Consider the following 13360-nt stretch of genomic DNA (forward strand, 5'->3'; position numbering starts at 1 on the left):
CCGCCCGTACCCGGCCCTCCTCGTGATGACCAGCCTCAACGACACGCGGGTGCTGTTCCACGAGCCGGCGAAGTGGGTGGCGAAGATCCGCGCGGTCGCGCCGGCCACGCCGGTGCTGCTGAAGACCGAGATGGGCGCCGGACACGGCGGCCCGAGCGGCCGCTACGACGCCTGGAAGGAAGAGGCCTTCATGACCGCCTGGACCCTCGACCGGCTGGGCCTAGCCCAGCCGTAGCACCGCGGCGGCGCTCGCCTCCCACAGGAGGCGGGCGCGGTCGGGGTTGGTGGCGCGGGGGGTGGCGGCGAACTCGCGCCGCAGGAAGTAGTAGGCGCCGGGGCGGGCCCTGGTCGCGGGGTCGGCCAGCCACACCAGGGTGTCCGCCCCGCGCTTCGGCGAGGCGACGAGCACCGGGATCAGCGAGCCCAGCGCGAACAGCGGGCTGCGCCGCACGAACCGGCTCCGGACCAGCCCCGGGAAGAAGCAGGTCGGGGTGACCTCGGGTGCCCACCGCCGCGCCGCCTCGACGGTGAACAGAATGTTCGCCTGCTTGCTGGCGCCGTACGCCAGCCACCGGCTCCGGTAGCGGCCGCCGGGCGGGGCCGGGCGCTCCGGGTCGAGCCAGCCCCAGACCTCGGCGAGCGACGCGGTGGTGATCAGCCGCCCGCCGGCGAGGTTGGGCCGGAGCAGGTTCGCCAGCAGGAACCCGGCGAGGTGGTTGACCTGCATGGTGCGGTCGTAGCCGTCGGCGGTCGCCGCTCCCGGGTAGGGCGCCAGGCCGCCGGCGTTGTTGACCAGCACGTCGATCCGCGGATAGGCGGCGACCAGCTTGTCGCCGACCGCCCGCACCTCGTCGAGGTGGGCGAAGTCGGCCCGGAACGAGGCCGGCGCCACGCCACCCGCGGCGTCCGTCACCTGCTCGACGGCCTTGGCCAGCCGCCCCGGATGGCTGCCGAGCAGGACGACCTCGTCGCCGTTCCGGGCGAGGGCCGTGGCCGCCGCGAGCCCGATCCCCGAACTCCCCCCGGTAACCACGACGACCCGCATCCCCCGACGCTAAGCCAGCCGCCGCGATCTTGGACTCCCGACGGGCCTGGAGCACCGCGCGGAGTCCAAGATCGCGGTGGGCCACGCCGGGGCGGCACCGCATAGGGTGGCCGGGTGAGACGGGTGGCGGTCGCGGCGGGGGTGTTCGCCGTCGGCGGGACCATCGGGATCATCGCCGCCAGTGCGGCCACCGGGACGGGGTACGGGTACGTCAGCGAGGCCGGCGTGGCCGGTGCGCCGCTCGCGGGGCTGTACCGGGCCGGGGTGTTCGCCGTGGCGGCCGCCCTCGCGTGCCTGGCCGGCGCGCTGAGGATGCACCTCGGCGGCCGAACGTCGCCCGACCATGAAGCCGATCGGGCGAGCGGTCAGGCGGCTGCCTCGTGGCGCAGCGTCCACGTGGGATGGCGGCGGGACGCGGAACGGCTCGCCGGGACGATCGCGGTTCTGTCGTTGGCGACAGCGGCGCCGTTGGCGGCTGCCTCCGGTGCGGTGCCCTGCACCAGCGGCTGCCCCTTGCCGCCGTACGAGAGGGCCAGCCACCAGGACATCGCGCACGCCGTGACCAGCATCGGCGGGTTCGGGTGTGCGGCCGTGGCGATGATCGTGCTCGCCTGGCTGCTGCCGTCGCTGAACTCTCCGACACCGGTGACCTCGACGATCTCCGGGAGTTCCGGGATCTCCGCGATCTCGGGCACGCCACCGGCCAGCACCGACTCGGGCGAGAACGCACCCGACCTGACCCGGCTGCGGCGGGTGAGCCGTTTCGGCGCCGGCCTCGTGGTGCCGCTGCTGGTGGCCGCCGGCCTGGCGATGCTCGTGGTGGGCCGGGGCCTGCTCGCCGGGACGCTCGAACGGGCGGCCCTCGCCGCGTCGCTCGGCTGGCTGGTGGCGGCCGCCGTGACGATGGCGACCACCCGGCCGGCAGCGGCCGGCTCGGCCGACGGCTCGGTAGTGGCCATCCGGCGCCGGACCTGAGCCAGCGTGACCCAGCCGATCGCCAGCCCCGGCACGCCGAACAGCAGCGTGGTGTAGATGTTCGAGGTGCCGAAGAGGGCACTGCCCAGGCTGTTGGCTACCAGGCCCAGCGTGACGTACCCGCCGCCCCACAGGGCCGAGCCGATCGCCGCGTAGACCAGGAACCGCCGGTACGGCATGCGCAGGCTACCCGCCGCGATCGGGACGATCGTGTTGAAGATCGGCAGGAACGGCGCCGCCAGGACCACCCGGCCACCGCCCTTGGCGACCAGCCGCTCGGCGTTCTCCCACCGCTCTTCGCCGATCTTGCGGCCCAGCCAGCTCCGGCGCAGCGGCCCGGCCAGGAACCGGCCGAGCGCGAACGTGAGGGTCCAACCGGCAACCGTGCCGCAGACGACCGCCGCGACCACCGCGACCGAAGCCAGCGGGCTGCGGGCGGTGGTGGCCGCCAGCACCGCGACGTCGGCCGGGATGAGAATGCCGAGGAGCGGCATGGAGTCGAGCACGAGAGCGAAACCCACGAAGACGCTCACGAGCGCGGTCGAGAGCTCTGTAGCTGACCCGAGCAACCCGTCCATCTTCGTGCCCTTCCCCCTGCGGCACCGGCAATTCCGGCTGTAATGCACGCTATGAGTCCGCGGCGACCAGGGCATCCGGGTTTAACCCCTGACTTGCTACCGGGGTAGACCCCGAAAGCGGCCCGCATCGCAGTAGACGCAACAGATTCAGCTTCCGCCCACTTCCCTGAGAATCAGCTGAATGTGTGCTCCAGGGCACACGTAACGCGCGACACAGACTCTGACATGGGGGTATGACAGAAATTCAGGCCGGACGTGCCTCGTGCCCGGGCCGGTTGTGGGAGCGCCGTTGCTCCTTCAGCTCGGCCTCGTACAGATGCCGCCGGCCGCCGGCCAGCGTATCGCGGGCAAGCCGTTCGAGCTGCCGGAATTCGGCGTAGTAGCCGTCGTCGTACTCCTCCACCACCTGGAACGTCCAGCGGCCCGCGATCACGTTGCGGCCCACCAGGTTTGTGGTGATCTTGTCGGCGAGCTCGTGGTGCCCGGCGGCCCGCAGCAACTCGACGGCGTCGTCCAGGAGGAAGTCGGCCTTACCGGTGAGCTGGTGCATGGAGTAGAGGTGCCCCCGGACCCGTTCGACGGTCTCCAGCGCCTCGCTGAGCTTGCCCAGGCCGGCGACGGTCTGGTCGGACATGCCCGCGGGGCGAACGTGTTCCGCGTCGGGGTTTTCGATCATGCCGAAGGGCTACCCGGTTGCGATCCACCAAACACCTGCGGCGGCGAGCAGCACCACGAGCAGCACCACGAGGGCCAGCGTGAGCCGGTGGTTCGCCGAGCCGCCGCGCCCGGGGTCGGGATCGGCGGGCGGCGGGTCGCCCGCGATCAGCTCCGGCGTCGGCGCCGTGCGCGGCCGGGGGCTCAGCCGCTGTTCGCCCGCGGGCTCGTCGGCCCGGTGGGACACGGCCGCCATCGGGCGCAGGGCGTCGGGGTCGGTGTCGTCGACCTCGACGATGTCGGCGACGATCGCGGTGATGTTGTCGGGCCCGCCGGCCCGGAGCGCGAGGTCGATGAGACGCTCTGCGCACTCCTCCTGGTCGCGGTAGTCGCGCAGGACGTCGCCCATCGTGGCGATGCTGACGACGTTCGACAGCCCGTCGCTGCACAGCAGGTACCGGTCGCCCGGCACGGCCTCGCGCACCGAGTAGTTGGGCTCGATCGGCTCGCCCTGCAGCACCTGGGTGACCAGCGACCGGTGCGGGTGGTGGCTGGCCTCCTCGGCCGTGATCGCACCCTCGTCGACGAGCATCTGGACGTAGGTGTGGTCCTTCGTCACCTGCCGCAGCCGCCCCTCGCGCAGCAGGTACGCCCGCGAGTCGCCGATGTGCACCATCGCGATGGCCCGGCCGGAGATCAGCAACGCGGTGAGCGTGGTGCCCATCCCCCGCAGTTCGGGGTTCGCGTCGACGCCGACCCGCAGCTCGTCGTTGGCGGCGGCGACGGTTTCGTCGAGCGCGCCGACCATCGCCGCGTTGGGGACGTCATGATCGAGCTCGGAGAGCTTCGTGATGACGACGCTGCTGGCCAGGTCTCCCGCGGCCATGCCACCCATGCCGTCGGCGACGGCGAGCAGGCGCGGGCCGGCGTACACGGAGTCCTGATTGGACGCCCGGACCAATCCGGGATCCGTGCGCACCGCGTACCGCAGCGACAGCCCCATGAGACCAGGCCTCTCCCCTTGAAACAGACCGCTCCGTTTAGCCCAGTGGTGCAGGTGAGCCTACTGACTCCCGCGCTTCCGGGCGACCAGAGGCGGCGGGAAGCGCTCAGAAGCGGGCGCCCACCGCGTCCAATAGGCCTTGTCTGGCCCACGACGGCGCCGCCGCCGCCGGAACAACGCCTAGGCTCACGGACATGGATCTTGTCACATTGACGGACGTACGGGCAGCCGCCGAGAACGTAAAAGGTCGGGTCGTCCACACGCCGCTGCTCGCCGCACCGTGGGCAGGTGACTTGTGGCTGAAGCCGGAGAGCCTGCAGCCGATCGGCGCGTTCAAGTTGCGCGGCGCCTATCACGCCGTGGCCGCGCTGCCCGCCGACGTGCGGAAGAACGGCGTCGTCGCGCACTCGTCGGGCAACCACGCGCAGGCGCTCGCGTACGCCGCCCGTGACTTCGGGATCCCCTGCGTGATCGTGATGCCCGACGCCGCGCTGCCGGCCAAGATCGCGGCGACCCGGGCGCTGGGTGCGGAGGTGGTGCTGGTCGGCGTCGTCGAGCGGCTCACCGAGGCCCGGGCCATCGCCGCCGACCGGGGGATGACGCTGATCCCGCCGTTCGACCACCCGGACGTGATCGCCGGGCAGGGCACCATCGGCCTGGAGATCGTCGAGGACCTGCCGGAGGTCGCGTCGGTGCTGGTGCCGGTCGGCGGCGGCGGCCTGGCGAGCGGGGTCGCGGTCGCGGTGAAGTCGCTGCGTCCGGACGTCGTGGTGGTCGGGGTCGAGCCCGAACTCGCCGGTGACGCGGCTGAGGGCTTCGCCGCGGGCGAACTCCGTCAGTGGTCGCTCGACCTGACGTACCGGACGATCGCCGACGGCCTCCGCACGAACCTGTCGGAGCTGACGTTCGCGCACGTGCGGACATACGTCGACAAAATGCTCACCGTGTCGGAAAAGCAGATCGAGGACGCGATGAGCCGGATCGCCGTGGGCTCCCGCCTGGTCGCCGAACCGAGCGGGGCGGTCTCGGTCGCCGGCTACCTGGCCCACCGGGACGCGCTGCCGCCCGGCCCCGCCGTGGCCGTGATCTCGGGCGGCAACGTCGACCCGGCCGCGCTGGCGCGGGTCCTAGGCTGACGCGGTCGCCAGTTTCAGGCCGAAGCCGAGGAACACCGCGCCCACCGCGCTGGTCATGCCGGCCGAGAGGCGCCGACGGCGGCGGAACTGGGTCGCCAGGAACGTTCCGGTGAAGATCAACGCGGTGAGGTAGAGCGCGCTCGTCGCCAGCGCGATCGCGCCGAGGACCAGGAACGACACCGCCGGGTACGCGTACGCGGGGTCGACGAACTGGATGAAGAACGAGATGAAGAACAGGATCGCCTTCGGGTTCAACAGGCTCACCACGAGCGCCTTGCGGAACGGGTTCTCCAGCCGCGCGGGCTCGACCGGCACCGAACCGGCCGGTGCCGGCGACGTCCGCCACCGCCGGACCGCGCCGCGGATCATTCCGAAGCCGAGCCACACCAGGTAGGCCGCACCGACGTACTTGATCGCCATGAACAGCGGCGGGTACGCGGTCATGAGCGAGGCGACCCCGGCCGCCGACAGGATCATCAGCACCGAGTCACCGACGAACACGCCCGACGCGGCCCGGTAGCCGTCGGCGACGCCGCGCTTGGCGGCCGTGGTGAGGACGTACAGCGCGTTCGGCCCGGGGAGCAGGATGATCGCGATCGTTCCCACCACGTAGGTCCAGAGGTCGGTGATTCCCAGCACGCGATCATTGGACACCCGCGGGCGAGCAAAGAACAGTAAGCGCCGTCACAGCAACCGTGCCTTACACGGAATGGCCTGACCACCGGCTCAGGCCGCGGAACGCCACCCGTCGCCCCAACGCGGCGCCCGCCGCGGTCGACGTCCGCAGGTGCAGGCCGCCCCACACGCCGGCGTCGACGCACTCGGCGGTCAGCTGTCGCCAGTCCGTGTAGGTCCGCGGGCCCAACCGGAGGGGCACGGCGGACGGGTGGCCGGCCAGCGCCGTCAGCACGACCTCGGCCGCGCCGCAGTACGTCGTGTGCAGGCACGGGAACTCCGGCTCGGCCGGCTCCGGCTGGATCAGCGGGGTCCACCCGTTGCGGGCCGGGCCGCCCAGCGCCCGTCCGGGCCGCCATCGCGGGTGACGCTCGCCGGCCGCGTAGCCGACGATCTGCGCGTCGAGCGTCACCACGTGCAGCACGGTCACCAGTTCGACCCGTTCGGCGATCGACGCGTCGAGGCCGGCCAGGCTGGCCCGCGTCGCCGCCGTGTAGATCGACAGCGACGGTTGGGCCCAGAACCGCGCCACCTCCGTCTGGTCGGCGGTCCGCGCGACGCTGTCGGCCGCGCCGAGCGTGCGGACCTCGGCCAGGTCGCGGGCGTAGTCGGGGTGTTCCGGTCCGGGCGGCGGGTCCGGCGCGACGTGGTTCGGCGACGCGATCAGGTACGGCCGCCACGCCGCCGGATGCGGCCCGTCGTCGGACCGTTCGGCGAGGACGTCGTCGGCGGCGAGCCGGCCCGCGTCGACGCCCCGGGCGACGGCCCGGCGGGCGATGAGCTGCTCGCGACCCAGCCGGTCGAGGGACGCCGCGGCGGCGCCCGCCAGCGGCGGGGCGGCCGCCGGCACCAGCGTCTCCAGCACGCTCTGAACGGCGGTGACCAGCGCGGCCGGCACGGCGCGCCCGCGCCGGGCATCGCGCACCGCCCGGCGCGCGGCGAGCCAGGTCACCGCCCAGATGCGGCTGGCCTCGGGCGGGCTGGTGACCCCGCTCAGCGCGACCGCCCGCGCCGTGTGGTCGTACCACTCGACGACGGGGTCGACGGGCGCGGTCACCCGCGAGCCCGAAAAATCGGCAGATACGCGGAATCGGCCACCCGATGAATCACCGGGTGGCCGGTTCCTACGTATCCGAGCACTGGATCCCTCCCCCGGCCAGGAACCATCGTCAATGAACTACGCATTGACCTACCCCTGGGGTTCGCCGCTTCACCACTCTGTAACGCATCGGTCTCTACCTAAACGATGCGGGTCGGTGAGGCGACGTGGATCAGGTCAGCGGCGCTTGACGGAATGCCCGAACGGTCGGCGGATGGGCGTCCAACAGGTCAGCTCACTGCTTCAGCCCCCAATCCTCGATGTTGTAGGTCGGCCCGGCGGACGTCGCGTTGTTGCGGACGTTGACGTAGTCCGAGTAGATGGCGAGCAGCACCGGCTTCTGGAACAGCGGCAGGTTGTACGCCTCCCGCGACATGATCTCGTCGGCCTTGTTGAACAGCTCGCGCGCCTTGTCGGGGTCGAGCGTGCGGGAACCCTCGTCCATGTAGCCGTCGGCTTCCTTGTTCGACCAGTGGCCGTAGTTGCCGCCGCCGTCGGTGGAGAAGAGGTCCTTCTTGTCGGACGTGAACGACGAGCCGACCCACGCGAAGATGATGATGTCGAAGTCACCGCTCTCCAGGGTCTCGCCGAGGCCGTCGGTGGGCTGGATCGTGACCGTCACGCCGATGGCGGCCAGGTTCGACTGGATCAGCTGTGCGGTCGCCTCCCGCAGCGTGTTGCCGGCGGTGTACCGGATCCGCAGCGGCCCGACCACCTTGCCGCCCGGCGTGGTCAGCTTGGTGCCCTCCAGCCTGTAGCCGGCATCGGTGAGGATCTTCTTGGCCTTGTCGACGTCACCGGAGCCCTGTCCGGTTGCCGTCACATGGTCCTTGTAGCCCTTCGTGCCCGGCATGAAGATGTGGTTGTCCAGCGGCGCCGCGCCCTGGAAGAACCGCCCGACGGTCCGGTCGATGATCGCCTTGCGGTCGATCGCCGTGAAGATGGCCTGGCGCAGCGGCATGTCCTTCAGGAACTCGTTCTGCAGGTTCAGGTCGGTGTGCTCCCAGGTCGGACCCTTGGCCAGGTTGAAGTTCACCCCGGGCACGGTCTTGATCTGGTTGACCAGGTCCTCGTTCGGTTGCGAGATCAGCATCTGCACTTCTTTGTTGCGCAGGGCGTTCGCGTGCTGGGCCTGGTCGACGATGATCCGGAAGACGATCTTCTCGAGGGACGGCTTCACGCTGCCGTACCACTTCTGGTTCGGCACCAGGGTCAGCGACTCGTCCTGCTTGCTCTCGGAGATCTTGTACGGGCCGCCGGTCCAGGTGGGCAGCGTCGTCTTGAACGCCTCGAACGAGGCCTTGAGCCCTTCCGGCGTGGTCAGCGGGCCGACCTTCTCGGCGATGTGCGCCGGGTACAGGAAGTTGAACAGGCTCATCCAGTCCGGGTACGCCTTGTCGAACGTCAGCGTCACCGTCTTGCCGTTGTCGGAACCGGTGACGGCCGAGATCAGGTCGTACCCGGCGGTCGCCGCCGAGGTGCAGCCCGGGCAGTCACGGCCGTTGTTCCAGTGCCAGAACGCCTCGAAGTCCTTCGCCGTGATCGGGGTGCCGTCGTCCCAGACCGCCTCGGGGCGGATCTTGAGGGTGACCTTCATCGGGCTCTCGCCCTCGACCTTCGGCGCCTCGGCGAAGAAGTTCTTGTTCCACTCCACCGACGCGTCCGGCTTCACGATGATCGGCGCCGGCAGCATGCCGGCCATCGCCTGGCCGGCCTCGTAGGTGTTCCCGTCGCTGTCAAAAATGTTCCAGTTCGGCAGCTTCTTCTCGAGCACGACGGTGAGGGTGCCGCCCTGCTTCGTCTCGCCGCTATTGCAGGTGTTCGGGTTGGTTTCACACTCGGAGAAGCCGGGTGACGACTTCTGCTTGTCGCCGTCGGTCCCGGATTCTCCGCAAGCGGCAAGCGCCAGAACGGCGATCAACCCGATCGCCGTCACCTTCCCAGTTATTCGCATGGGCACTCCTCGATCGGGAATCGCGGCTGGTCACCGCGGGTTAGCAGCCAGCGTCGGTGCGCTCCGGAGCGCGGAACAACGACTTTCAGCCAGGGCTGAAATCGGCGGTTTCGACTTTCCCGATTCGTGATGCATCCTTTCGGCCGTCTCGCGAATCCCTTATCTAGAGGGCTTCTGTACCGTCCACAGTGGACAGCAGGGGTGGATGGATGCTGCGTTTGCGTTTCTCTCCAAGCGATCTGGGCCGGGTGCGCCTGCGTGGCACCCTGGGCCCACTCGTCGAGACGCTGCTCGCGTTGCAGACACTCGGTTCCCGCGACCTCGGGCCCTACGGCGAATGGCGCCGTCGGGTGCTCGCGCGTCTGCCGTCGGTCGCGGCCGCGGCCCGGTCGCTGCCGCCCGGCGCGGCCGCCGGGCTCTACGCCCAGGCCGGGCCCGCCGCCACGGTCGAACAGGCGATGCTCGCGCTGCGGCGCTCACATACCAGTGGACGCCGTGAGCACGGCCGCCTCGCGGCGCTGCTCGCCGTGAGCTACGAGTCCGGTATCGCGCCGAACTGGCCGGCGATGCTGGCCCACCTCGACGCCGAGTACGCCAACCGGGCCCGGGTGCTCGCCGAGGGCGGCATCGACCGGTTGTTCGGCACCCTGCACCCCGGCCTCTGGTGGCGCCCGCCGGTGCTGGAGCTGCACGGCCCTTCGGTTGGCGGCGACCACGACCTGGCCGGGCGCGGGCTCGACGTCGTTCCCGCGGTCTTCTGCCTCGGCGTCCCGGAGATCTTTCTCCCGGTCTCCGGTCCGGCGGTGCTGATCTACCCGGCGGGTGCCGACCCTGCGACCACCCCGCGGTCCGCGCCCGCGGACGCCGCCGTTCCCGACGGCCTCGCCGACCTTCTCGGCCAGACCCGGGCCGCGGTGCTCGTGGCCCTCGCCGGCGGCAGCACCACCGGTGAGCTGGCCCGCAAGCTGCGGATCAGCCCGGCCGGAGCCAGCCAGCACGCCACCGTGCTGCGCCGGGCCGGGCTGATCCTGAGCACGCGGCGCGGCAACAGCGTGCTGCACACGCTGACCCCGCTCGGCTCGGCCCTGCTCAACCGGCCGTAGCGGGTGGCTTGAACGCGCCCATGATCAGCTGGAAGTAGCTGGTCTTACCGACGAAGTCGTACGCGGGCATCGACACCGACACCGCGTAGCAGTAGCCGGTGTCGATGAACCAACGGCTGATCGTGCGGGTGGCGCCGTTCTCCCGGCTGGCCCAGGTGTACTCCCAGTCCAGGCCCTGGGTGAAGTACGAGACCTGCTCCAGCCGCACCAGCGTGTACTGGTCGGGCGGGTTCGCGATGCCCGAGGTCCAGGCCTGGTTGCGGGCCTGCGCGGCGGCCAGCGAACCCTCCGGCGGTGCCGGCCACCGGTCCACGGTGATGATCTTCGGGCCGTTCGGCTCGTGGATCGAGGTGGCCGTGCCCTCGTGCCGGACCTCCCAGCCCAGCGGCACGAACATGCGGAACCGGCCCGGCTCCTGGTAGAACGTCCAGCCCGCGGGCGGCACGACCCGGAAGTCGGCCGGGACGCTGGCCGACGCGACGACCGTGGGCGCCGACTCCTCCCGGGACGCCGCCGGCCGCGGCGACTGCGCCGACCCGTCGGGACGGTTGTCGTCGGCCAGCAGCACCACGGTTGCGGCGAACAGGCCGAGCGCGAGGATGACGGCGGTGACCAGCAGCCAGGCCCGGCGGCTCGGCCCGGGCCGGGATTCTTCGTGTTCTGCCGATTCCGGCGGCACCGCCGGCTCCGGTTCGACCACCTTCTCCGGGAGCGGTGCCTCGGGCAGGGCGTACGACGCGGGCTCCCCGGTCGCCAATTCGAGCTCGGTCGCCTCTCTCGGCGATACATCGGGCCCAGCGCCGCGCTGCCGGGGCAGCAACCGGCCGCGCGTGCGGCTCTCGCCGTTGACGACCCGGAGCAGGATCCGCTCCACCTCACCCGAGCGCAGCCGGGCCCGGGGGTCCTTGCGCAGCAGGCCGGCGATGGCCGGCTTGAGCGGGCCGGCGTGGCCGGACGCGGGCGGGCGCTCGGTGGCGAGCGCGGTGAGCGATGCCATCGCCGTCGACCGGGCGTACGGCGACACGCCCTCGACGGCCGCGTACAGGGTGGCGCCCAGCGACCACAGGTCGGCCTCGACCGACGACACCCCGTGCTTCGCCCGCTCCGGCGCCACGTACTCCGGCGATCCCCACACCAGGCCGGGCCGGGTCACCGACGATTTGCCACCGTCGAACGTGGCCAGGCCGAAGTCGGTGAGCACCACCCGGCCGTCGTCGGCGATGAGCACGTTGCCCGGCTTGATGTCGCGGTGCAGCACACCGGCCGCGTGTGCGGCGTTCAGCGCGTGCAGGACGGCCAGCCCGATCTCCGCCGCCCGTACCGGGGCGAGCGCACCCTCGTCCACGAGAATCTGCTGCAGGCTGCGGGACCGGACGTACTCCATGACGATCCACGGCCGGTCCTCCACGCCGAGCACGTCGTAGATCTGCACGACGTTCGGGTGGCTCAGCCGGGCCGTGGTACGCGCCTCGCGCAGCGTGCGGGTGCGCAGTTCCTCCCGCTCGGCGAGGCTGAGCCCGGCCGGCAGATCGACCTCTTTGATGGCGACGTCGCGGTGCAACACCTCGTCGCGGGCCAGCCAGACCCGTCCCATGCCACCGTTGCCGAGCGGGTCGCGGAGGCGGTACCGCCCGGCCAAAAGGGCCGGCGACTGTGTCATTAAGGACACTGTATGGCCTGCACAAGGGCAAGGCACCGGGCCTGACCGGGTTCTTGACGGAAGGGAGGAACGTCCCCTTCCAGGCGGTTGGCGCGGTATTCAGACTTTGGCGTCCCCACCAAGGGGGACAGCCGGCCGCAACGGCAGGCGCGGCGACGGGATATGTCCGCGCGCGGGGCACTGTGCCGGTTTGGCGTGTTGGTGCGGACGCCGGTCGGGGCCGGGCGACGGCCGCTTCTGGACGACCGGGCGGCCGGTGGTGCCGAGGACGCGCGCCTCGTCGTCGAGGTAGAAGTTCGGACGCAATTCGAGCTCGTCGTAGTACCGGTGGAACACCGGGGTCACGCCGCCGGAGACGGGCGGGACGATCCACGTCCAGTCGGCCGGGACGGGCCGGCCGGCCTTCTCCTCCTTCTCGCAGTGCCGCAGGAAGTGGCGGGACTCGGTGTGGTGGTCGCTGATCCGCGCGCCGGCCCGGTCGAACGACCACAGCACGGCCCGGTTCAGCTCGATCAGCGCCCGGTCGCGCCACAGCGTGCGCTCGGTGCCGGTGTCGAGGCCCATCAGCTTCGCGACCAGCGGAAGCAGGTTGTAGCGGTCGGTGTCGGCGAAGTTGCGCCCGCCGATCTCGGTACCCATGTACCAGCCGTTGAACGGCGCCATCGGATAACTGACACCACCGATCGACAGCCGCATGTTCGAGATCGCGGGCACCGCGTGCCAGCGCAGCCCGAGGTCGGCGAACCACGGCAGGTCCGGGTGCCCGATCGGCACCTCCCAGACGGCTGTGTCGGGCAGGTCGAGGACGCGCACGCCGTCCACCGGCGTCTCCACCACCACGGGCAGCACGTCGAACGCCGCGCGCTTGCCCTGCCAGCCCCGATCGGTGACGGCGGTCGTGAAGTCGAGGTAGCGCGGATCGCCGAGCACCGATCCGTCCTCGCGCCGGTACCCGGCATACCGGACCAGTTGGTCGTTCCAGATCCGGGCGTACGGCTTACCGGGTACAGCCGGCGCGAAGATCGTGATCACCGGACGGATGACCTGACGATCGCGGTCGCCGGCGGTGCCGAGATGCTCGACGATCTCGGTGAAGATGTCGTCGGCGCCGGTGACGTGCCGCCGGTCGCGCACCACGAGGCTGTTCCAGTAGAGGCGCCCGATGCAGCGGCTGGCGTTGCGCCAGGCAAGCTTGGCCCCGTGGGTGAGCTCGGTCGGCGTATGCGTGTACGTTCCGGTCGCGGCGATCTCCGCGGCAACCTCGGCCAGCCGGGGCTCTGCCGGTCCCAGCGCGGGGTTGTCGGCGTGAACCCGACGGATGAATTCGGCCGCCTCGGCGGAATCGACGGTTGCCTCGGGCCGCCACGGGTCGTTCGGTGCATCGCGGTATCCAGGAACAGGCACGATCCGGATTTTGTGAGTCACGCTCCGCAATGGATCGCACGATCTGTGCGATGGGTTCGGAGATCACCTGTGCG

The 13360-nt window shown here is 71.1% G+C and carries 12 protein-coding genes; 3 read left to right on the forward strand and 9 right to left on the reverse strand.

Annotated features, from left to right (window positions below; genetic code table 11):
* Positions 1 to 235 (forward strand): prolyl oligopeptidase family serine peptidase (locus Vau01_RS60025; protein WP_204013355.1); only part of this gene is annotated, 235 nt, incomplete at its 5' end.
* Here the strand turns inward: Vau01_RS60025 and Vau01_RS60030 are convergent.
* The 4 genes from Vau01_RS60030 to Vau01_RS60045 form a co-directional block, all read right to left on the reverse strand.
* Positions 221 to 1045, reverse strand: coding sequence for an SDR family NAD(P)-dependent oxidoreductase (locus Vau01_RS60030; protein WP_204013368.1), 825 nt, complete (start codon positions 1043 to 1045; stop codon positions 221 to 223). The two genes, Vau01_RS60025 and Vau01_RS60030, sit on opposite strands and share 15 nt — an antisense overlap.
* A gap of 365 nt (positions 1046 to 1410) precedes the next feature.
* Positions 1411 to 2598, reverse strand: a complete 1188-nt coding sequence (locus tag Vau01_RS65810; RefSeq protein ID WP_204013371.1) for a DedA family protein — start codon at positions 2596 to 2598, stop codon at positions 1411 to 1413.
* 244 nt (positions 2599 to 2842) lie between these two features.
* Positions 2843 to 3274, reverse strand: a complete 432-nt coding sequence (locus Vau01_RS60040) for a hypothetical protein (RefSeq protein WP_204013375.1) — start codon at positions 3272 to 3274, stop codon at positions 2843 to 2845.
* A 9-nt stretch (positions 3275 to 3283) separates the two neighbouring features.
* The gene (locus Vau01_RS60045) at positions 3284 to 4255 is read right to left on the reverse strand and encodes a PP2C family protein-serine/threonine phosphatase (protein WP_204013378.1); all 972 of its coding nucleotides are present in this window, start codon (positions 4253 to 4255) and stop codon (positions 3284 to 3286) included.
* 194 nt (positions 4256 to 4449) lie between these two features.
* On the opposite strand from Vau01_RS60045, the gene Vau01_RS60050 reads away from it, so the two are divergent.
* Positions 4450 to 5391, forward strand: a complete 942-nt coding sequence (locus tag Vau01_RS60050; RefSeq protein WP_204013381.1) for a threonine ammonia-lyase — start codon at positions 4450 to 4452, stop codon at positions 5389 to 5391.
* On the opposite strand, the gene leuE is transcribed toward Vau01_RS60050, so the two are convergent.
* From leuE to Vau01_RS60065, 3 genes are all read right to left on the reverse strand, one after another.
* Entirely contained in the window at positions 5383 to 6030 is a 648-nt protein-coding gene (leuE, locus tag Vau01_RS60055) for a leucine efflux protein LeuE (protein WP_204013384.1), read from the reverse strand. The genes Vau01_RS60050 and leuE overlap by 9 nt on opposite strands.
* A 61-nt stretch (positions 6031 to 6091) precedes the next feature.
* Positions 6092 to 7123, reverse strand: a complete 1032-nt coding sequence (locus Vau01_RS60060; protein ID WP_204013387.1) for a phosphatase PAP2 family protein — start codon at positions 7121 to 7123, stop codon at positions 6092 to 6094.
* A 277-nt stretch (positions 7124 to 7400) separates the two neighbouring features.
* Positions 7401 to 9119 carry an ABC transporter family substrate-binding protein gene (locus tag Vau01_RS60065; protein WP_204013390.1) on the reverse strand — a complete coding sequence of 573 codons (1719 nt, stop codon included), beginning with the start codon at positions 9117 to 9119 and terminating at the stop codon, positions 7401 to 7403.
* 209 nt (positions 9120 to 9328) lie between these two features.
* On the opposite strand from Vau01_RS60065, the gene Vau01_RS60070 reads away from it, so the two are divergent.
* Positions 9329 to 10222 carry an ArsR/SmtB family transcription factor gene (locus Vau01_RS60070; RefSeq protein WP_204013394.1) on the forward strand — a complete coding sequence of 298 codons (894 nt, stop codon included), beginning with the start codon at positions 9329 to 9331 and terminating at the stop codon, positions 10220 to 10222.
* Here the strand turns inward: Vau01_RS60070 and Vau01_RS60075 are convergent.
* Positions 10209 to 11882 carry a serine/threonine-protein kinase gene (locus tag Vau01_RS60075; protein ID WP_204013396.1) on the reverse strand — a complete coding sequence of 558 codons (1674 nt, stop codon included), beginning with the start codon at positions 11880 to 11882 and terminating at the stop codon, positions 10209 to 10211. The genes Vau01_RS60070 and Vau01_RS60075 overlap by 14 nt on opposite strands.
* Positions 11883 to 11981: 99 nt before the next feature.
* Positions 11982 to 13286 carry a nitric oxide synthase oxygenase gene (locus Vau01_RS60080; protein WP_204013399.1) on the reverse strand — a complete coding sequence of 435 codons (1305 nt, stop codon included), beginning with the start codon at positions 13284 to 13286 and terminating at the stop codon, positions 11982 to 11984.
* Positions 13287 to 13360 lie beyond the last annotated feature (74 nt).

It is taken from the genome of Virgisporangium aurantiacum (assembly GCF_016863635.1).
Lineage (GTDB): Bacteria > Actinomycetota > Actinomycetes > Mycobacteriales > Micromonosporaceae > Virgisporangium > Virgisporangium aurantiacum.

Coding starts and splice junctions, on each gene's coding strand:
- Vau01_RS60030 (WP_204013368.1), bottom strand. CDS start 1,045: ATGCGGGTCGTCGTGGTTACCGGGGGGAGTTCGGGGATCGGGCTCGCG.
- Vau01_RS65810 (WP_204013371.1), bottom strand. CDS start 2,598: ATGGACGGGTTGCTCGGGTCAGCTACAGAGCTCTCGACCGCGCTCGTG.
- Vau01_RS60040 (WP_204013375.1), bottom strand. CDS start 3,274: ATGATCGAAAACCCCGACGCGGAACACGTTCGCCCCGCGGGCATGTCC.
- Vau01_RS60045 (WP_204013378.1), bottom strand. CDS start 4,255: ATGGGGCTGTCGCTGCGGTACGCGGTGCGCACGGATCCCGGATTGGTC.
- Vau01_RS60050 (WP_204013381.1), top strand. CDS start 4,450: ATGGATCTTGTCACATTGACGGACGTACGGGCAGCCGCCGAGAACGTA.
- Vau01_RS60065 (WP_204013390.1), bottom strand. CDS start 9,119: ATGCGAATAACTGGGAAGGTGACGGCGATCGGGTTGATCGCCGTTCTG.
- Vau01_RS60070 (WP_204013394.1), top strand. CDS start 9,329: ATGCTGCGTTTGCGTTTCTCTCCAAGCGATCTGGGCCGGGTGCGCCTG.
- Vau01_RS60075 (WP_204013396.1), bottom strand. CDS start 11,882: ATGACACAGTCGCCGGCCCTTTTGGCCGGGCGGTACCGCCTCCGCGAC.